The following is a 19,188-nucleotide window of genomic DNA, read 5'->3' on the forward strand; positions in this document are numbered from 1 at the left end:
AGGCTCGGCTTATTTCCGATCCACATACACCTTGCCTTTATGATCGATGGAACATAAGAAAACATCTTTGAATTCTTTGACGCCTTGCTCCTGAATTTGATTTTTAAGCCAGAACCGGTTTTTCTTCAGTCTTTGCAAATTGTCATCCTGCACCTTTCCATCCATGATCAATGGAACGGGAAGTACGCCGTAGCTGAATTTACCGGACGGAACCAAAATTTTCTTATTAGGCTTGGAGGCTGCAGATGCGGACCCACCCGGTTCATCCTGTCCTTGACTGTCTGAAGACCGAATGTCCCCCTTCGACTTGAGCCCTGGCTGGGTGATCGGCTGACGCTGTGAAGGAGAATTTTGATGCTGCTGCAAAGAGCTCTTTACGCTTTGCTGTTGACCCGATTGATCATTGGACTGCGATTTAGGAATTACGGTCAACTGTCCGGATGTCTCCAGAATCGCAAATTCCACATCCGCAATATTTTCAATATTTTGTCCGCGAAGCTGCAGCAGCAGATCATCCAGGTTATAACGCTGCTTCTTCATTTCAGCCCTGTGCACCTTGCCGCCTGAGACTAATATGCTTGGCTTACCTTCAAAAAGCAGGCGAGCTTTCCGGCTCTTCAGGCTGATAAAAGCGATGGTGATCTGAATAATGACCAAGGTAGCCATTGGAAATAAACCATCATAGATGGGACGCTTGATGTCTTCCAGCACAAAAACGCCAATTTCTGCAATCATGATGGAAATGACCAGATCAAAGATGGACAACTTCCCGATTTCACGTTTCCCCATAATTCTGAGTGTGAAATAGATGACGAAATACATGAGTACGGTACGAAAAACGGGGATCAGGATATGAGATGCCATATGCCAAACACTCCTTTTAACGCCATTTTTCACGAGCAACTTTCGCTGTCTATTTTGACCGATACCCAGTTTCCCCATGCACTTCCGTACCGATTAATTATTGGAAAACTTGTACTACCCGGGATAGCTTGGACATAGATTTACAATAACTTATGGAATATTAAGGGGGTTCTTTTTATGCACATGATCCGGCGCGTACTTTCTTTTCGAATCGGAAATCCAATTCTTTCCGGGCTGTATTATTCCTTTTTTTGGATGATGCTTGGCGCGCTAATCCTCTCACTCTTGCTGTGGTCCAGCGGTATGAAAGAGCAGAGCTTATCGCACTATATTTATGTGGTTCATGCGATTGCAGCCGTATTCGGTGGAATGGTAGCGGGAAAACGCTCGGGGAAAAAGGGCTGGTATCATGGGGGGCTTACCGGTATTTTATACGGCCTTCTAATCATAGTTATAGGTTTTCTCGCGCTGGACAGCTCCCTCCGCATAGGCGATTTGCTGCTCTTGGGAACCGTATTTGCATCCGCTGCCATCGGGGGCATGTTCGGGGTGAATATTAGAAATAATTTATAGAGTCTCTTCTCTTAAAATGTGTTAAACTGATTTCACGTGATTCTTACAAGAGGAGGCTTTTTCTGCTTTGCTATTTCAATCCATGCAGAGTATATCCATCGCATCAACGGTTGTCGTCATTTTGTTGATCTGGCTGGGTACGCTCCGCAATCCGTTTAAGGCGGCATACCTTTTTATTAGGGAACTGCTGACCTCACGCAAATTTTTGCTGTTGTTTTTCATTATGGTATGTATTCTCCTGGCCAATAAATACGAATTGAAAATAGAGAATAGCTTTGATTATCACAAAGACTTTACGCCTTGGGTTTATAGTCTCGAGGGACATTTCGTAAAGAATTTGCAGGACTTCTTCCACAGCAGCTATATCACGCCAGTCTCTGTTTTTTTCTATGTGATCGTATTTCAATCGCTGTTGATCGCTTCGGTCGGAGTTTATATTTCGGATCAAAATAAAGTGTTCGTTATCGCAACCTGTTTCGCCATCATTATTAATTATGCGGTTGCCATACCATTCTATCTTTTCTTCCCCGTCAACGAGGTTTGGTCTTATCCGCCTTCTGGCGTATCGTTTCTGATGCTCGATATTTTCCCGAAATTCGAGGAGGAGTACAGGCCCCTATCCGGGCTCAATAATTGTTTTCCAAGTCTTCACACCTCCATTTCGGTCACTATGATGGTGTTGGGTTTGCGGTCGGGCAACCGCCGTTTTGGCATCATGACCACAATCAGCGCAATCATCATTATTTTCAGCATCTTCTACCTAGGCATTCACTGGCTGACAGATATGGTTGCCGGCACGATCCTGGGCCTTCTGGCTTCCAACCTTGGTATCTTATTTGCGAAGATGTCCCTGAGAGGCAAAGAAGGCGCAATGCTTTACCAGCGCCACAACATGTACGACAGCCTGTAATAAAAAAGAATGGTTGCCGAATAAAAGAGAGGCGGTTCCTCAAAGGAACTGCCTCTTTTCATTATAAGTAAGCGTGAGCTGTCTGGTCTTTATGTCAATCTCAACCTATGCTTCGCCTTCGCTCACTTTAGTCGCATGGCTGATTGAACTACGGTCAAATGTAAGCTTGGTTACATCATTTACACGAAGAACAACGATGTCGTCTGTAATTTCCATGATGGTTCCATGGAGCCCACCAATCGTCACGACCTTATCTCCCTTTTTCAAAGAACCCAGCATCGAATTGCGGGTTTTTTGTTTCTTTTGCTGTGGACGAATAAGCAGGAAATAAAAGATCGCAAACATCAGAACGAGTGGCAAAATCAAGCTGACAATACTGCCTCCGCCACCGCCGGCATCTGCTGCTAATTCAAAACTTTCAAACATATTCTTTCCCCCCTTTCATGGACTAACCCCGTAAATGCCGTTTCAGGATTAATGAGAAAATCCCTGTTTAAAAACCTTTATCATTGTTATGAAGCCCGTACTTTTCAAAAAACTCATCGCGAAAATCAAGCAGCCTGTCTTCCATGATGCTCTGCCGCACTTGCTTCATCAAATTGATGAGGAAATGCAGGTTGTGGTACGTTGTCAATCTCAGGCCAAAAGTCTCATCGGCTTTAATCAGATGCCGCAGATAGGCTCTTGAATAGTTCCGGCAAGTATAACAATCGCATGCGGGGTCAAGGGGGCCAAAGTCTCTGGCGTATTGAGCGTTTCGGACCACAAGGCGTCCCTGGCTTGTCATCGTTGTCCCGTTACGTGCAATACGTGTCGGAAGAACGCAATCAAACATATCCACACCCCGGATCGAGCCTTCGATCAGGGCATCCGGAGAACCAACACCCATCAAATAACGCGGTTTGTTGTCCGGAAGGAGAGGAACGGTATAATCCAGCACTTCATACATCAGCTGCTTGGACTCTCCAACGCTGAGTCCACCAATAGCATACCCCGGGAAATCCATGGAAGTCAAATCACGGGCGCTTTGTTTACGCAAATCTTCATACATGCCGCCCTGAACGATGGCGAACAGTCCTTGATCCTGCGGACGGGCATGGCTGTTCAAACAGCGCTCGGCCCATCTGGTTGTGCGCTCAAGCGATTTTTTGACATAGTCATACTCTGCAGGATATGGCGGGCATTCATCAAATGCCATCATAATGTCCGACCCGAGCGCATTCTGAATTTCCATCGCCACTTCCGGCGACAAGAACAGCTTGTCGCCGTTCAAATGGGAACGGAAATGCACGCCCTCTTCGGTGATTTTGCGCATTTCGCTCAAGCTGAACACTTGAAAGCCGCCGCTGTCCGTCAGAATCGGGCGATCCCAGTTCATGAACTTGTGAAGTCCGCCCGCTTCGCGCACGATATCGTGACCCGGACGAAGGAACAAATGATAGGTATTGCTCAAAATGATTTGAGCATCCATCGCTTTGAGCTCTTCCGGGCTCATCGTTTTCACCGTAGCCTGCGTTCCTACCGGCATAAACGTCGGCGTTTCGATCACGCCGTGAGGCGTGTGCACGCGACCTAGACGCGCTCCGGATTGTTTGCAGGTTTTAATATGTTCGTAGTAAACTGCTGCTGTCATGTATATACCATCCTCTATATTCCGCGTTACCGGACTTAATAAATAAACATCGCGTCGCCAAAGCTGAAAAAGCGATACCGCTCTTTGATGGCTTCCTCGTACGCATGCAAAATATGTTCCCTGCCTGCCAGCGCGCTGACCAGCATCACCAGCGTGGACTTCGGCAGATGGAAGTTCGTGATCAGGGCATCCACGACCGTAAACTCATAACCCGGATAAATGAAAATATCCGTCCAGCCATTACACGGTTCAAGCATTCCACCCTTAAACCGGTTGCCGATCGTTTCCAGCGTCCGGCAAGAAGTGGTCCCAACCGCGATCACACGTCCGCCGCGGCTGCGTGCCGAATTTAATATATCGGCCGTCTCCTGCGAAACGGAGTAATATTCCGCGTGCATGACATGATCCTCCACCTTGTCAACGGACATCGGGCGGAACGTGCCGAGTCCGACATGAAGGGTCAGATACGCAATCGTAACACCTTTGCTGCGAATTTCGTCAAGAAGCTCGTTCGTAAAATGCAGTCCTGCCGTTGGAGCAGCCGCAGAGCCTTCATGCCGTGAGTACACGGTCTGATAGCGTTCCTTGTCATCGAGCTTCTCTTTAATATACGGAGGAAGCGGCATTTGTCCTAGTCGATCGAGGATTTCCTGAAAGATTCCTTTATAGGAAAACTTCAGCACCCGTTCCCCCATGTCGCCCTCTTCTTCGATGACGGCTTTCAATTCGTCGCCGAATACGATGACGCTGCCGATTTTTAGCTTCTTGCCGGGTTTCACAAGTGCCTCCCAGCGGTCTTCACCAAGATTCTTCAGCAGGAGGACTTCAGCCTTAGCGCCGGTATCTTCTTTGACCCCGAACAACCTTGCAGGTATGACGCGGGTATCATTGAGCACCAACGTGTCTCCAGACTGGAGCTGATCCACGATGTCCTTGAACGTATGGTGGGCAATGGCCCCATCCTGCTTGTTTAATGTCAGTAATCGTGATGCCGTCCGCTCCATTAGCGGAGTTTGTGCGATCAATTCCTCAGGTAAATGAAAATCATACAAATCTACATTCATATTTCGTCATTCCTTAGTAATAGTAACGTTCTGATAATAGTGTTTCAATATTTCCTGGTAACCATACCCAGCATCCGCCATCCCTTTGGCACCCCACTGCGAGAGTCCAAGGCCGTGGCCATTACCGCGGCCCAGGAACATAAAGCCCGTTCCGGCATCAATGCTGCGCGCATTCCGGTCTCCGTTCATCACGACGGTGCCGCCTCCTTGCAATGTGCTTTGGCCGGAAGCGGAAAGCACCGTGGTGCTTGAGGAACCGGTGATTTTGGATGTCGTTCCGTTAGCGCTCAGTACAGTATAGCTCCCTGTTTGCACAATATCAAACAAAGTACTCGGAAGTCCGTTCATCGCCGATCGGAACAAATCCGGGTATTTGACGTCAAGAATTTGGCCGTTTGCTTTGATTTCAGTCGCGCGGCCGGAAGGTCCCCGTTGGGTCACTTCCAACGTCAGGATTGAAGAAGGGGCCGGTGTCGCTGTCTTGCCCTGGAGGCTCTTCGAGAGCTGGGCTGATGTGTAAGGTCCGCGTACCCAGGCATAGGTGCCCGATTCCGGAACCGTCTCCAGTACAACCGCCGTCTCGCCCGGATTCAGCTTTGCAACCGGAGCCTCGTCCGACTGAATCTGAGGCAGCGGCCGCACGTTCGTATCCTTTGCGGTCACAGTGATTTTCGCCAGCCCTCCGCCGGTGAATGTTCCCGTTTCCTTCACGTTGTCCTCCCGGACATATCCGTTTGCGCCATTCGACAGAAGAACATGATACCACATTTTTTGACCTTTTACCGCAGCTTCATCGCCTTCGCTCGCAACGCTCGCAAAAGCGTCGCCGCCGCTGTTCCATACTTCCGAAGGATCCGCCGAGACGCCGCCGGCATTGGAAGAGAATACGGCTTCAACGACCTTGCCGTCTTTCAGAATGACCTCGCCTTGCGTCGCGTCAACCGCCTGGATCACGCTGGCGGCTTCGGAGGATATGCCGTTGTAGGCCTGGCTCAGCGTCGTATCTACCACATCGGCGATTTTAAATCTGCTGCTTTGGCTGCTTGCCTGAAACTCTGCGTAGCTCCGGGCGGCTACCGCCTGTGCCTTCAAAGCTTCCGCCGACCAGGAAGACGGTACCTCACCGCCGACAACCGAATACAGATACTGTTCGAACGGAAGCACGTTGACCAAAGCCAATTGTCCGCTCAGGGAACTGATTTCCATGGAGCCCCTGTACGAGCGGGAAGATCTTTCCTGCACTTTAATATCCGAACCGCCGCTGTCGATCCAGCCTTTGGCTTCATTGCCGCTAAGCTGATAATGCTTCACTGCCTGTCCGAGACTCACGTCCTGCCGCACCATGAAGGCCGGGATGTTAGCGTCCGTATCTGATAAAGACAGCTGCGGGAGTTTGGCGCTCACCGAACCGCGAAGCGCCGATAACTCGCCGTCATTCGCCGCTTCCCCGATCCATACGGTATACCGGCTGCCACCGTCAGTCGTCTGCTCCAAGGCCAACGTCGCATCAAAGCCTGCTGACTTGACGCTGGTTGCTGCCGCAGCAGCCTCTGCTTCCGATGCATACGTGCCGGCGGATAAATGCTTGGCTCCTTTAACTGCAGGCGTCTGTCCGTTCAGGAAGGAGGAGACCGCCTTCGCGACCCGGTCAGCAGCCGTGGAAGCAGCCTGCTCGCTGGCATAATTGCCTGTATATAACTGATAGACCTGACCACCGGAAGTTGCTGCCGTAAATAGAATAGGTTTATCTGCCGTAGCCGCCAATTTTTTGTAAGCAGCTGCTGCCGCAGACGAGTCCGCCGTTTCCAATACCTTGACGCGGAAGCCGTCCACGCTGAATCTTGCCGTTTCGCCAGCTCCCAAGGTTACCAGTGACGAATGCCCGCTCGAAGTATTGAATCCGATTGTCAATGCCTGACTGGAAGTGAGCGTGACCGCTGCCGTCGTGGATTTATAGGTGCTGCCCAAATCCATGAACATGCCCACCCGTATTTGATCGACCGGAAGGGCCGAGGCCGTGCCTGACAGTTGAAAGCATCCGGCAGCCAGAGCAACGGTCATTAGCCCTTTACCGCACCAGGATACAACCTTTGGTATCGTCATATTTCCCACTCGCTATTTTCCTCCTTGCATCCCATGAAGTCTAAGAAATCGTTTCATTAAAAAAGCAGATGATCCGCTAACCTTTCGGTTAACGGATTTCCGGCATCGGCAGTCCTAAATGCTGATACGCTGCCGCCGTCACCATTCTTCCCCGAGGCGTCCGCTGAAGGAAGCCAATTTGAAGCAAATAGGGTTCGTATACATCCTCGATTGTCTGGCTTTCTTCCCCAATGGTAGCCGCGATCGTATCGAGTCCGACCGGGCCGCCTCTAAAGCTGTTGATCATCGCTGTGAGCATTTTATAATCGATTTGGTCGAGTCCGCGCGGATCGACCTGAAGCATCTTCAGCGATTCCTCCGCAATGTTCGGCGTGATCATGCCGTCGCCGCGCACCTGTGCGTAATCCCGCACCCTTCTCAGCAGCCGGTTGGCAATCCGCGGTGTTCCTCTCGATCGCAGAGCGATTTCGTCGGCCGCATCCCCCACGATTTCAATGCCAAAAATATCCGCCCCGCGCGAAACGATGTAGCTTAGCTCATCCACCGTATAAAACTCCAGGCGGCTTACGACGCCGAAACGGTCGCGAAGCGGTGCGGACAGCAGACCTGCGCGCGTCGTCGCTCCGATTAGCGTAAACGGAGGCAAATCCAGGCGTACGGAGCGTGCGCTTGGCCCCTTCCCGATCATAATGTCCAGCGCAAAGTCCTCCATGGCCGGATACAGCACTTCTTCCACCGTCCTGTGCAGACGATGGATTTCGTCAATGAACAACACATCGCCTTCCTGCAGATTGGTGAGCAGAGCCGCCAGATCACCGGGACGCTCAATCGCAGGGCCCGACGTAGTTCGCAGATTCACGCCAAGCTCGTTGGCTATAATATTCGCCAAGGTAGTTTTTCCGAGTCCCGGCGGACCGTACAGCAGTACATGATCCAGCGCTTCATTACGCATTTTTGCCGCCTCGATATAGATTTTCAGGTTTTCCTTGACCTGGTTTTGTCCGATATATTCATTCAAATACCGGGGACGAAGGCTGAGCTCCACCGCCTGGTCTTCCATCATTAAATTCGCCGATATGATCCGGTCATCCATTCGTGTCGCCCCTTTCTCAGCAGCCGTGTGTCTCTATTAACCTGCATAGAGCAGCTTAAGCGCCTTTTTCATCAAAATATCCACTGAATCGCCAAACGCGGTGTCATCCTTGATTTTGAGCCATACGCGGTCAAGCTCCGTATCGGTATAACCCAAAGCCTTGAGTCCTTCGCGCGCTTCCGACCATGCCGAGCCGTCGCCCTCCTGTGGCTCCGGCATGGCGAACAGCCCGGTGGCTAGTGAAGCCGTGCCGAAGCCGTCCAGCTTGTCCTTCAGGTCGAGGATCATGCGCTGCGCGGTCTTTTTGCCGATGCCCGGAAGCTTCGTCAAGAAAGTGATGTTCTCCTGATAAATCGCCGTGACCACGTGATCCGGCGTGCCTCCGCCAAGAATGCCGAGCGCGACCTTCGGTCCGATCCCGGACACCTCGATCAGCTTGCGGAACAATCTCTGCTCCTCCCGGCTTGGAAAGCCGAACAGCAGCATCGCGTCTTCACGGACATGGTGATGGGTATATACTGTCACAGGGCCTTCCGTTTTGGCGAATACAAAAGGATTAGGGCAGAATACGCGGTATCCTACCCCTTGGACGTCAAGCACAATATACTCATTCTCCAGATGGACGACAGGTCCTCTTAAAAAGTCGATCATTTTCGCAATACCTCGTTTATTTTGGAATTTAACGTGTACGAATGGGCATGGCAGATCGCCACCGCCAAAGCGTCCGCGACATCATCGGGCTTCGGCACGGCCTGCAGCTTCAAGTACATCCGTACCATTTCCTGAACCTGCTTCTTCTCGGCTTTGCCGTAACCAACTACAGCCTGCTTGACTTGCATTGGCGTATACTCAGCAATAGGCAGACCGCGCTGGGTTGCCGCCAAAATCAAAACTCCGCGCGCCTGGCTGACAGACATTGCGGTCGTGACGTTCCGGTTAAAGAACAGCTTTTCAAAAGCGACGCTGTCCGGTTTATATTTATCGATCAGCTGCAGCATGGCTTCATACACATGCAGCAGCCGCTCCTCGTCGGGTGTGTGGGCTTCCGTCTGGATACAGCCGTATTGCACCGGAGTCACCTTGCTGCCGGCCTTATCGATGAATCCAAAACCGACAATTGCAATCCCCGGGTCAATTCCTAAAATACGCAAATGTTTTCTCTCCCTTGCCATAAAGCGAACATATGTATTCGTTCTCTTCATTATAATGTAAACCTTCCTATCAAGTCTATGACCCTCTCGAAAGAAGTAGACATATGATTTGGGAGATTCGTTTACGGCAGCGAATGGCCCACAGGTTCGGACGGTTGGAAGGTTTGCGTGAGTTCACGGATAAAGGCAAGCATCGAGGCATTCATAAACTTTTGTTTCCGGTAGACGATGCCTACCTTTTTCTCGGGGACCGGGTTCACAATGGAGATAATATTCAGATCCGGGCGGACCATCGAATTCAAATAAGATTTGGGAAGGATCGTGGCGCCCACATGAAGCCGGACGAGCTGAAGCATGGAGTCCATTGTGGACAATTCGATGATCGGCTGCAAGCGGATGCCCGCCTGTTTGCTGTAACCGTCGATCATCTGCCGAACCAGGAACTTTTCCGGAAACAGTACCAAGGGCTCCTGGACGAGCTCCTCCAGCATGACCGAATCACACCGGGCGAGCCTGTGCGAGGTGGACACGGCAAGACTGAGCTCCTCGGTGTACAGCTCCATGCTGACCAACTGCTCATCATCCAGCGGCAGAAAAACCACGCCAAGATCCAGTTTGTTTTCCAGCAATCCGTTTTTGGTTTCTTCCGTTGCTAGCTCATGCACCGATATGGAAATACCAGGCGCCTTTTGATGAAAAGATATCAACGTTTGCGTCAGCAGATGATTGCCCGAACATCCGATCCTGAGTTTCCCGCGCGCCATTCCTTTTAGCTCGTTAATCTCGGTCTGCGCCTGTTCAAGCTCATGGAAAATATGCTGGGTATGTTCCTTTAACGTCTGCCCCGCTTCGGTCAGATAATTGCGTTTACCTATGCGGCGGAACAGGGGCGTGCCCACTCTTTCCTCTAACAACCGTATTTGCTGACTGAGCGTAGGCTGACTGATTCCAAGCTTAATGGCGGCCTTGGTAAAATGAAGTTCCTCACAGACGGCCATAAAATATTCAAGCAGACGAAAGTCCATGGTCCGATCCTCCATCATAGTTGATAACTATTATTTTAATTGATAACATTGAATTGACCAATCATTTTTTGTTAACTATAGTAAACATATTATATACGTACGATGGGAGCGCGTGATCATGAGCGAGGAGATCAAAGTTCAGTTAACCACCAAGCCGGGCGAGAAGCCCGACAGCAACAATCTCAGCTTCGGCAAATATTTTACGGACCATATGTTCATTATGGATTATCACAAGGACAAGGGCTGGTATGATCCGCGCATTGTTCCGTATGCACCGATCGTGATTGATCCGGCAGCGATGGTGTTCCACTACGGCCAAGCGGTATTCGAAGGCATGAAAGCATATTTGACGGATTCCGGTAAAGTGCTGCTGTTCAGACCCGACCAAAACATGAAGCGTCTGAACCGCTCCAATGACCGTCTGGGGATTCCGGAAGTGGACGGAGAGTTTGTTATTGAAGCGATCAAGAAATTGATCGAAGTGGATAAAAGCTGGATTCCGACGGAAAAGGGAACCTCGCTCTATGTTCGTCCATTTATCATTGCAACCGAGCCTTGCCTCGGAGTACGTTCCTCATACACTTACCAGCTGATGGTCATCCTTTCGCCGGTTGGCGCCTATTACTCAAGCGGTCTTGAACCCGTTAAAATCAATGTGGAGAGCTCCTATACCCGCGCAGTTCGCGGCGGAATCGGCTTTGCCAAAGCGGCAGGCAACTATGCGGCAAGCATCAAAGCCCAGGAGAACGCCAAAAAAGAAGGGTATTCCCAAGTTCTGTGGCTCGATGCCATCGAAAAGAAATACATCGAAGAAGTTGGCAGCATGAACATTTTCTTCAAAATCGGCGGCAAAGTCATTACCCCTGAAATTAACGGCAGCATCCTCGAAGGCGTCACCCGCAGCTCCGTGCTGACCCTGCTTCAGGAATGGGGAGTTCCCGTGGAGGAACGCAAACTTTCCATTGAAGAAATCTACGATGCCTACAAAGAGGGCAATCTGGAGGAAGTATTCGGCACCGGTACGGCAGCGGTCATTTCGCCTGTGGGCGAGCTTCACTGGAACGAGCACACGATGGAGGTCAACAACGGCGAGATCGGCGAATTGTCGCAAAAGCTGTATGATACCATTACAGGGCTGCAATCCGGACATCTTCAGGATACGCGGAACTGGACCATGACGTTTTAATCATAGAATCGCATCCATAAAAGGGATATTCCCGATGTCGCCATGACTTCGCGGAATATCCCTTTCTCTTTTTGCAAAAGAAAGAGGCTGTCCCCTTCGCGTTCATGATGGGGTACAGCCTCTTATTTCTGTGTTAAGGATGCAATTTATTTTTTAGGCTCGTACGTATCGAAGTCTTTGATCACTTCGCGGGTGCGTGCCGACTTAAATACATTTTCGATCAGATTCAGGACCCGCAGGACCTCGCTATTCTTCACGATCGGTTCGGCAGTACCTTCCACGACCGCCGCAAAGTTGTCATAGAAGCTGCTCTCGTGCTCGAATGCCTTCGGCAGCGCTTCGGTAAGGGTTGCCTCTTCTGATGGCGGAGCCATCGTTTTGGTCAGCCCGACTCCGGCTTTGATCGGCTTCGGCTCGATTTTGCCCACTTCATGGTTCTGAACGACAGAACGTCCGGTCAGCGACCAATCCTCTATGACGGCCGTGCCCTCGGTTCCTTTGACATACCAGCGTGGAAGGGTGATGAAATTGGTCGTACCCACTTCGACGATGGCCGTCACGCCATTTTCGAATTCCAGGACCGCATCGAACCCGTCGTCCACTTCGTCGCCTAGAATAAAGCTAAGCCGGCTTGTTACGCTTGTAATTTTGCTATCTATCATGAATACGAACTGGTCGAGAAGATGCACGCCCCAATCCAGCAGCATACCGCCGCCATAGGCTTCAAGATGACGCCAATCTCCCGGAATGCCGTTGGCCCCATGCACTCTGGATTCAATCTGGAACAAATCCCCGATCGTTTTTTTATCATACATCTCTTTAATAATCCGGAAGTCTTCGTCCCAGCGGCGGTTTTGGTGTACCATGAGAACGCGGCCGGTTTCTTCTGCAACCGCCATCATTTCTTCGAAATCCTTCACATACATGGTCACCGGCTTCTCGCAAATCACGTGTTTGCCATGCTTCAAAGCCGAAATGACCAGTTCTTTGTGAACGTCGTTAGGTGTCGCAATCAAAATGACGTCAACTGCCGGATCGCCTAATACGGCTTCATAGCTTTCATATGCCGGGTATCCGTCATTTTGCGATGCTTCCCGGCGTGAAGCCAGTACATCAAACGTCCCTGTAACTTTTAGACGCGTGTTGTCTAATATAAGCTTGGCATGATAACTGCCCATACCGCCGTAACCTACAATAACTACCGAATGTGTACTTGAGCTCATGATTTTCCTTCTCCCTCTCATTTTGCGGTGCGTAGTCGATCAACTTGTTTAGGAAGTCAGATTCCAGCCCCTGAATCAACCTGCCCGCTTATGCTATTATTCGTATGGTTCTATCGTAAAGGAAAATCGGAGAGTTGAATATGAATAATATGATAAAAACATGAACTATCCGGTCATTTTTTAGTTGTTTGGAGGAACACATAAAAAAACAGCAGGCTCTCTGGCTGATACCAGGAAGCTGCTGTTAACTCGATTAGCCCTCACGGGCATAATCACTGAATGTGGATAACACACTGTTATATTCGTCTATATCCTGAATTCGAATGCCGTCGTAAAAATGTCTCAGCGCCTCGTCAGGCAAGGAAGATTCCATCGAGCTGATGTCGAGTTGGAAGAATGTTTTGATGACCTTATCCTGCTGAGGCGGCCCGTCAAACAAGGATAAGTTCCCGTCCTTATCCAGGCTCATATATGCCCGTTCTTTACATGTAGGCGATAGGTCCAGAATCGTTTCGTTCAGCACCAACTTTCCTTGTCCAGCAAACTGCCCTTTCCAGCTTGGGTGCTCATTGAGCAGATTATAGATCTCATCCGTATTCAGTTTGCCAAGGGTGCGTTCTTCCTCGCCGCAAACGTAACTATGCCGGACAATAACCTCGTCCACCTGCTTGGTCTTATTCAATTCCTTCCAAAAATTCGGGTCATCCTTCGAATCGTCCATGGCCTCGGTTTGCTGGTAATATTGGAGCGTCTCTATAGCTACGGGCGGCTTGGTGCTGAGCAGGCGTTGCACTTTATCCGGCAAATACATGCTGCCCCATACCATCGCGACGACAAGCGAAGATAATCCTAAAGTCAAAGACCGCCGTTTCCACCAACGCCACTGTTTTTGAAGCTTCTTTTTAATTCTGGTTGCATTCACAGTAATCCCCTTCTATTCCCTGTCTTTTTCTTTTATTGTGACCTGGGGATTACATATTTATACAGCAAAAAACCGCCGGATTCCTCCGACGGTTCTCGAATCGGGATGACACGATTTGAACATGCGACCCCCTGGTCCCAAACCAGGTGCTCTACCAAGCTGAGCTACATCCCGTAATGAATATGTATGACGAATATATCATTCTAGCAAGCAATACTTGCTTCATTCTCATAATCGCCTCAACATTCCCTATTATATAGTAGCTAACTATCTTGGTCAAATGTAAATTTTGACAGTTAAAAAAAGCACGCGCTTACAAGAAAAAAATCTGGACGGCCTTCTCATAAAACCTTCACCCAGAAAGCCATCCAGGCTAAACGACGACCACAAGGAACAATTAGCTGAATTACTGATTCGCAAACAGCCCCAGATGTAGGCTTTGAAACGCGCTACATCTGGATCGTTGCCGCAGATCGCTTCTTGCATTGAAACGTTAGACTTTTTATCCAGCCGTTATTTCATCCAAGGCAAAATATCCATTATAACCTTCTACATATAAAGCGGCCCTGTGGCCAAACAACACCATCGCTTCGGTTCTTGTTATCAATACATCTTTATACCCTTTGCAGGTTACCTTCGTTCCGATCGGATAGGCTTTATTCCAGTCCGCGGTTTGCTGATAAGCGGCATTGATTCTCCGTTGAAATTCGGTTCTGCCTTCCGTATCCTCTTTCATGCGATCGATTGCGTTCGTCCCTACCGAACCAACGGCAACTCCCTGTTGAACGACTGGAGCTTCGGCTTTTATTTTCGCGATAATTTTGGTTAGCACGCTGCCCGGACCAAGTTCTTCAAACTCCATTTCCCCTTGGCGAATCAAGTACCGTATACTATCTGCCCATCTAACGGAAGAACGCAGCTGTTCGGCCAGATTGGGTACGATCTCAGCAGGATCGTAAGGTTTGGCATTCACATTCGAAATCACGGGAATGGCGAGGTCCGAATAGGAGAATTCTTTCAGATACTGTTCAAACTCATCCTTTGCCTCCTGCATGTAGCGGGAATGGAAAGCCGCGCTGACATTCAGCGGGATATAATCGGCGCCTTCCCTTTCAAAATAAGGCTTAGCATGATCGATACTGTCCTTGTTTCCTGAAATTACAATTTGCGTCGTTGTGTTTAAGTTCGCGATATCGATATCCGTCAAGGCGTTGTTTCCCAGTACCGCTTTGATTTGATCTTCGGTCAGTCCGACAACGGCTGCCATTGCACCGCCGGAGGCCCGGCCCATTAATTCGCCTCTTTTCTTCACCAATCTCAAGCCTGTTTCGAAATCGAAACCACCGGCAGCCAGAATCGCATTGTATTCGCCCAAGCTATGTCCGGCCAGAAAATCCGGCTTTGGGCTCCCATCTCTAAGCTTCTTCAAGTAGGTCAATGCGTTGACTACATATAAGGCGGGCTGCGTATATTGCGTGAAGTGAAGCTTTCCGCCGGGATTGTCGAGACAAAGTGTTCTGATCGAATAACCTAGAATCGTATCGGCTTTTTCGACCAAATCAGGGAATGCTTCGAAGAGACCTTCCCCCATGCCTTTCGCTTGCGAGCCTTGCCCTGGGAATACGTAGGTTTTCATAGACTTCTCCTTTATCTTTATCATTTTGGTATATTCGGATCGTCGAAACGCACCTTAATCGATTAATCCGGGAATAATGTAATCCTCCAGAAGCTCCCAGCGGTCGATAATCATTTTGTCCATCTTAGATGCAACGACGACAACCAGTTCTTTCTCCGGGATGCAGTAAATATACGTACCGCCTATTCCTACTGCTATATAAGTGAAGATGCCGTTATCTTCCCGCAGCCACCATAAGTAACCATAATCCTCAAGTTGCTGCGATAACGACTCTTCAATCCATTTCTCCGAAACAATCTGCTTATCGCCCCATTTGCCGCGATTCACATATAAATATCCGAAACGGGCCATCTCTCTAGGCGTTAAGGTCAGCCCCCATCCACCAATGTTGTAATCCTGAGGATCTTTGATCCAGCCGGTAATGCTCTTTCCAAACACGTCGTCTTTCGAGAAAGACTTCATTTTTTGATCCGGAATTTCTCGTATCCCGAGCGGCCGAAATAAATGTTCGTTCGCATACTCTCGTGTTGATACGCCCGTGCTTCGTGTCAGGATAGCCGAAAGCAGATGCGCGCTAGACAGGCTGTACTGAAAATCGCCGGCTCTTCCTTTCTGACCTAGCATTTCAAGAATAAACATCGTCCAGTTTTTTTGCCTCCGCAGCCGATCCAAAGGATCGCTGCCCTTCCAGGCGTATGGCGCCGTCATCGTGAGAAGATGCTTAATCGTCAGCGTACGTTTCAATAAATCGCTTGCTCTAGGGGCTGCCTCCGGAAAAAAATCGATAATTTTCTGGTCGACACTTTGGATATGGCCTTGATCGATCGCGATTCCGATTAAAGCGGAAATAATCCCTTGCGTAACCGAGGTCACATCTTGAGGATCTTCAGGTCCGAAGCCGTGAAAGTATTTCTCATACGCAATGCTTCCTCTTCTGACAACGACGACGCTGTGAATAAATCCAAGCTGGAAGTTCAATCCGTTATCTAGTTCCTTCAGCTTCTCCGGACGGATGCCGACGGATTCGGCATCTCGTGTCTCCCATTCCATTACCTGATTCATTTCGCTAATCCCCCCTGTTTATGAATGAAGTTCCAAGTATTTGCCGGTGATCGAATCCGGATTGTTTTTCAAGGCTTGTGGCGACCCTTCCGCGATAACCCTTCCGCCCCCCGCTCCTCCTTCAGGACCAAGTTCGATAATCCAATCGCACGACTCCAAAACCTCATGATTATGTTCAATGACGATCACAGAATTCCCGCTCGCGACAAGCTCGTTCAACAGCTTAATGAGCTGAGCCGTGTCATAGAGGCTAAGCCCCGTTGTCGGTTCGTCCATCACATAGAGGATATTGCCATTCCTCTTTTTGCCGATTTCCTTTGCGAGTTTGAGCCTTTGCGCCTCTCCTCCGCTCATGGTCGAGGTCGGTTGGCCCAGCGTGATATATCCCATACCAATCCGTTCCATAACTTCCAAGGTGGATACGATCGCCTTATGCTCCTTAAAGAAGGAAACGGCTTCCGATACTTGTAAATCCAGAATTTCCGAAATAGTTTTCCCTTTGTAGCGAACCTTCAGCGCCTCATCATTGTAGCGTTTGCCTTTGCACTCTCCGCATGTCGTATAGATCTTCATCGTGGCGCCAGGAAAAATCGCTTTACGGCCGCTACCGCCGCACTCTGAGCAGGCTCCCTCCGAATTGAACGAGAAGTGCCCGGCTGACAAATGGAGCCGTCTGGCTTCCGGTTCCTCGGCAAACAGCTTGCGGATTTTGTCCCAGATTTTAATGAAGGTGATCGGATTGGAGTTATTGTTCCTACCTATCGGCGCTTGCGAGACTTCCGCGAATCCCGAGAGGTATTCTACGCCGTCCAGACTTTCCGCGATCGTTTCAATAAAGGCGGAATCGTCTTCGAAGTCATTCGGGCCATCTTCGATACTTGATGCGCTGCTGCTCCTCGATTGATCCCGGAAATAGCTTCGTAAGAAAGGGACTAGCGTATCGGAAATGAGTGAGCTTTTACCGCAGCCCGAAACACCGGCTACGCCAACAATAACGCCGAGCGGGACCGATACAGTCACATCTTTCAGATTATTCGTTCTGGCATTCCGGATGGTCAGCCTTGGGGTCGTATCATCCTGGAAGATATCCGTTTTCAACGTTCTGGAAGGCATCTTCGCTCTGCCGGACAGATACTGGCCAGTCAACGAATTTTCGCATTGCAGCAGCCCCTCATAGCTGCCCTCATAGATCACTTTCCCGCCTTCGATCCCCGCTTTGGGACCGATGTCGATAATATAGTCGGCCATTTCGATTGTGCTTTTGTCATGTTCCACGACGATGACGGTGTTGCCCAATTCCTTGAGTGCATAGATCGATTTGAGCAGCTCGGTCTTTTCCGATTCATGCAAACCTACCGTCGGCTCATCGAGAATATAGATGATCGACTCCATCTTGGATTCCAGATGAGAATTCAGAAACAATCGTTGAATTTCACCCCCGCTTAAGGAAGACATTTCCCTGTAGAGCGACAAATGCCCCAGACGCGCTTTGATTAAAGACGTTGTCTTGCGCAGAATATCCTGAATTAGATTCATTCCGGATTGTGTAAATCTCCCCTGCTCCAACGCGGACTCAAAAAAAGTCTTCGCCTCTACAAGCGTCATCTTGCCAACTTCCCCGATATGCTTGCCGTTTATGAATACTCTGCGCGCTTCTTCTCCAATGCGGAACCCATTGCATTCGGGACATGCGACCAGCTCGTAAAGACCGTTCAGGTATTCACCTTTCTTATGACGGATCTGCAATATTCTGGACAAGCAGAAACTTTGGTTGGCGCTGTTATTATTGATGTAATGGCCATTGATGACTTCATCTTTAATATCCTCTGACAATTGCGAGTACGGCATATCCATGTTGGATTTGAGATTTCGTTCCAGTACTCTGCCGATACCTGGTGTTACGCCGATCGACTTAAAAATTTCGCGAACTGTAGTCTTATCATTTGGAACCAACTTCTCCATATTGACATGATAATAAGCGCCGCGTCCTGAGCACTTCATGCACATCCCGTTAGCGTTGTTGTATGAAAAATAACCGAGTTCCAGCCGTTCCTCCTCATTTCCGCATTCGCTGCAGGTCAAACCGTTCTCGATAAGCGCCCCGCACTCGGAACAAGAGTTTTGGCCTTCGCTGGAATATAGGAGACTGAGAAGACCCAGCAGATGCGTCCTTGATCCCACTGTTGACCGGGGATTGCTTTGACGCACGATACTTTGCTGCACAGCGACTGTAGGCCCTATGCCTGAAATGCTGTCGAACTTTCGTTCGTCTTCAAGTCCCGCGAACATCCCGATGGACTGAAGATACTCCCTGCGCCCTTCCTCGAAAATGATATCGAACATTAAACTGGATTTGCCTGATCCGCTGACGCCTGTCGCGACTATGAGCTTGTTTTTGGGAATGGAGATATCGATTTCTTTGAGGTTGTGAACACGCGCTGCCTTAATGTTTATACTCTTCATCTTTTCATCTCCCATTACTGTAAAATACTTCATTTCTTGTATACAATATACTAAAAAAAGAATCAACTTTTTCTTGGGATCGGTCTTGAAATGAGTGGATGAGTGCGTGTGCGCAGCCGTAGTCTTAACACTGCCCCTTCTCATGCAAAACAGCTGTAATGACTAGGGGCGCGGGCTTCAAACTCGTAAGCGAAAGACATATTCACATGAATCCTAACCTCGTGCTATTGCGAGCATCATCTGCTGGCAATCCGACTCTCTATTAAAAAGAGAACTGATC

At 49.4% G+C, this 19,188-nt stretch carries 17 protein-coding genes and 1 tRNA gene; 3 read left to right on the plus strand and 15 right to left on the minus strand.

The genetic code is table 11. The features are described from left to right. Positions 1-9 precede the first annotated feature (9 nt). Positions 10-864: a YetF domain-containing protein gene (locus GRF59_RS17960; protein WP_160499051.1), complete on the minus strand. Its 855-nt coding sequence runs from the start codon at positions 862-864 to the stop codon at positions 10-12. Between the two features lie 177 nt (positions 865-1,041). On the opposite strand from GRF59_RS17960, the gene GRF59_RS17965 reads away from it, so the two are divergent. Together GRF59_RS17965 and GRF59_RS17970 are read left to right on the plus strand one after the other, a co-directional pair. Then, entirely contained in the window at positions 1,042-1,437 is a 396-nt protein-coding gene (locus GRF59_RS17965; RefSeq protein ID WP_160499052.1) for a TIGR04086 family membrane protein, read from the plus strand. A gap of 67 nt (positions 1,438-1,504) precedes the next feature. Beyond that, a complete protein-coding gene (locus GRF59_RS17970; protein WP_237391869.1) occupies positions 1,505-2,347 on the plus strand; it encodes a phosphatase PAP2 family protein in 843 nt (280 codons plus the stop codon). A 105-nt stretch (positions 2,348-2,452) separates the two neighbouring features. Here GRF59_RS17970 and yajC read toward each other — a convergent pair whose 3' ends face one another. The 8 genes from yajC to GRF59_RS18010 all read right to left on the minus strand — a co-directional run bounded on the left by yajC (position 2,453) and on the right by GRF59_RS18010 (position 10,416). Further along, positions 2,453-2,773 (minus strand): preprotein translocase subunit YajC, encoded by a 321-nt coding sequence (gene yajC, locus GRF59_RS17975; protein ID WP_160499054.1) that lies wholly within the window; start codon positions 2,771-2,773, stop codon positions 2,453-2,455. Between the two features lie 67 nt (positions 2,774-2,840). Beyond that, positions 2,841-3,980 carry a tRNA guanosine(34) transglycosylase Tgt gene (gene tgt, locus GRF59_RS17980; protein WP_160499055.1) on the minus strand — a complete coding sequence of 380 codons (1,140 nt, stop codon included), beginning with the start codon at positions 3,978-3,980 and terminating at the stop codon, positions 2,841-2,843. A gap of 35 nt (positions 3,981-4,015) precedes the next feature. Next, the gene (gene queA / locus GRF59_RS17985; protein WP_160499056.1) at positions 4,016-5,044 is read right to left on the minus strand and encodes a tRNA preQ1(34) S-adenosylmethionine ribosyltransferase-isomerase QueA; all 1,029 of its coding nucleotides are present in this window, start codon (positions 5,042-5,044) and stop codon (positions 4,016-4,018) included. Positions 5,045-5,050: 6 nt separating this feature from the next. Next, on the minus strand, positions 5,051-7,147 hold the full coding sequence (locus tag GRF59_RS17990; RefSeq protein WP_160499148.1) for a SpoIID/LytB domain-containing protein: 2,097 nt from the start codon (positions 7,145-7,147) through the stop codon (positions 5,051-5,053). An 88-nt stretch (positions 7,148-7,235) separates the two neighbouring features. Beyond that, complete coding sequence (ruvB, locus tag GRF59_RS17995) at positions 7,236-8,240, minus strand: Holliday junction branch migration DNA helicase RuvB (protein WP_160499057.1); 1,005 nt, start codon at positions 8,238-8,240, stop codon at positions 7,236-7,238. Between the two features lie 36 nt (positions 8,241-8,276). Next, a complete protein-coding gene (gene ruvA / locus GRF59_RS18000; protein WP_160499058.1) occupies positions 8,277-8,891 on the minus strand; it encodes a Holliday junction branch migration protein RuvA in 615 nt (204 codons plus the stop codon). Further along, positions 8,888-9,391, minus strand: coding sequence for a crossover junction endodeoxyribonuclease RuvC (ruvC, locus tag GRF59_RS18005; RefSeq protein ID WP_127601966.1), 504 nt, complete (start codon positions 9,389-9,391; stop codon positions 8,888-8,890). The genes ruvA and ruvC overlap by 4 nt, the downstream gene beginning before the upstream one ends. Positions 9,392-9,513: 122 nt before the next feature. Further along, on the minus strand, positions 9,514-10,416 hold the full coding sequence (locus GRF59_RS18010) for a LysR family transcriptional regulator (protein WP_160499059.1): 903 nt from the start codon (positions 10,414-10,416) through the stop codon (positions 9,514-9,516). Positions 10,417-10,534: 118 nt separating this feature from the next. Here GRF59_RS18010 and GRF59_RS18015 point away from each other — a divergent pair, with 118 nt between their 5' ends. Further along, positions 10,535-11,602, plus strand: a complete 1,068-nt coding sequence (locus tag GRF59_RS18015) for a branched-chain amino acid aminotransferase (RefSeq protein ID WP_160499060.1) — start codon at positions 10,535-10,537, stop codon at positions 11,600-11,602. A 146-nt stretch (positions 11,603-11,748) separates the two neighbouring features. Here GRF59_RS18015 and GRF59_RS18020 read toward each other — a convergent pair whose 3' ends face one another. The 6 genes from GRF59_RS18020 to GRF59_RS18045 form a co-directional block, all read right to left on the minus strand. Continuing rightward, positions 11,749-12,825, minus strand: coding sequence for a Gfo/Idh/MocA family protein (locus GRF59_RS18020; protein WP_160499061.1), 1,077 nt, complete (start codon positions 12,823-12,825; stop codon positions 11,749-11,751). A 253-nt stretch (positions 12,826-13,078) separates the two neighbouring features. Continuing rightward, on the minus strand, positions 13,079-13,747 hold the full coding sequence (locus GRF59_RS18025; RefSeq protein WP_341480099.1) for a BofC C-terminal domain-containing protein: 669 nt from the start codon (positions 13,745-13,747) through the stop codon (positions 13,079-13,081). Between the two features lie 100 nt (positions 13,748-13,847). Further along, positions 13,848-13,921, minus strand: a tRNA-Pro gene (locus GRF59_RS18030). A gap of 328 nt (positions 13,922-14,249) precedes the next feature. After that, complete coding sequence (gene fabD / locus GRF59_RS18035; RefSeq protein WP_202128721.1) at positions 14,250-15,383, minus strand: ACP S-malonyltransferase; 1,134 nt, start codon at positions 15,381-15,383, stop codon at positions 14,250-14,252. 54 nt (positions 15,384-15,437) lie between these two features. Beyond that, positions 15,438-16,445 carry a serine hydrolase domain-containing protein gene (locus GRF59_RS18040; protein ID WP_160499063.1) on the minus strand — a complete coding sequence of 336 codons (1,008 nt, stop codon included), beginning with the start codon at positions 16,443-16,445 and terminating at the stop codon, positions 15,438-15,440. A gap of 18 nt (positions 16,446-16,463) precedes the next feature. Continuing rightward, the gene (locus tag GRF59_RS18045; RefSeq protein WP_160499064.1) at positions 16,464-18,908 is read right to left on the minus strand and encodes an excinuclease ABC subunit UvrA; all 2,445 of its coding nucleotides are present in this window, start codon (positions 18,906-18,908) and stop codon (positions 16,464-16,466) included. Between the last annotated feature and the right edge of the window lie 280 nt (positions 18,909-19,188).

The organism is Paenibacillus dendrobii (assembly GCF_009807035.1).
GTDB classification, from domain to species: Bacteria; Bacillota; Bacilli; order Paenibacillales; family Paenibacillaceae; genus Paenibacillus_AQ; species Paenibacillus_AQ dendrobii.